This is a genomic window from Pseudothauera lacus, from assembly GCF_003034845.1.
In the GTDB taxonomy this organism is placed as follows: domain Bacteria; phylum Pseudomonadota; class Gammaproteobacteria; order Burkholderiales; family Rhodocyclaceae; genus Pseudothauera; species Pseudothauera lacus.
In genome coordinates this window covers 1-1,083 of sequence record NZ_PZKC01000039.1, presented here as the reverse complement: position 1 = coordinate 1,083, position 1,083 = coordinate 1, and the positions used below count along the sequence as shown (strand labels likewise).

2 protein-coding genes are annotated in these 1,083 nt (G+C 64.5%); both read left to right on the top strand.

The genetic code is table 11. The features are described 5' to 3' along the window. Nucleotides 1–628, top strand: a 628-nt coding sequence (locus C8261_RS17405; RefSeq protein ID WP_219905241.1) for a hypothetical protein, incomplete at its 5' end; no start/stop codon positions are given. Between the two features lie 60 nt (nt 629–688). Beyond that, nucleotides 689–958: a hypothetical protein gene (locus C8261_RS17100; protein WP_107494929.1), complete on the top strand. Its 270-nt coding sequence runs from the start codon at nt 689–691 to the stop codon at nt 956–958. The last annotated feature ends 125 nt before the right edge of the window (nt 959–1,083 follow it).

Genomic DNA, 1,083 nt, shown 5'->3' with positions numbered 1-1,083 from the left:
GCTCACCGAAGAAGGCCTGGGCTGGTGCCTCGAAGAAGACCCCGAGGCCCCCGCCGGCCACCGCCTGCTGCTCTTTGCCGACAGCGCCACGCTGGCCGAGGACGACACCAGCGCCAGCGCCCTGGGCAAGCGCGACTCGGCTATTAACCCGGCAACGAAATACGCTATTCCGTTCGCCCTGAGCTTGTCGAAGGGCGTTCGTGCCGACTGGGCTTCGACAGGCTCAGCCCGAACGGTATTTGATTGCCGGGTTAATAAGCATCGAGGTGGCCTGCTGGGGACCGGCCTGCTCGCCACCGGGCACCGCAACACTTGGGGTGAGGTTGTCTGGAAGGGCCATGGCGCAAGCACCATGGAGGCGGAGAAAGCAGTACTCGTCAAGGACAATGGAACCGGCAGCATCGAGCTTTCCAACGGCGTCAAGCTAAAAATCGCCGATCCCGATGCCCCCGGCGACGGCACGGTGCTCCTATGTTCGGGCGAGGCGCCGGGTACCAAGGCCGTGTGCGACAACCTCGCCGCACTGCCGCGTGGTGCGCCGCCGAGCGCCATCGACCTCGTACCCCACGCAACAAGCCTCACAAGTTCCATGCTTACAAGCCTGGTGTATGATAAATGCCTAAGTTGAGAGAGTTGCATCGCCGACCCCCACCGCGGTTGCGACACCAACCTGTTCCTTGGCTTCTTCATGGACGGCACGCGCAACAACTACGGCGTCAGCGAACAGGCCGGCGATCACAGCCATTCCAACGTCGCCCGCCTCTTCGATGCCTACCAGGGCCAGGCCATCGCCCCGCTGGCGGTGATGCCCCATCTCAAGGACCAGTGGCCCGGCGTCGAGGACAAGTACCCGCACTTCTTCCGCATCTATTCCCCCGGCGTCGGCAGCCCTTTTGCCGAGCTCGGTGACAACGGCACGGGCATGCGCAGCAGCCACGACGAAGGACGACATTCATGAGCACATGCACCTTCACCTGCCACCTGCGCACCGCCGCCTGCATGCTGCTGGCCGCACTGTGGCTGGCCGGCTGCGAGGCCACCGGGGGCCGCCAGGTGGCCGTAGCGGTATCGGCGATCAACTAC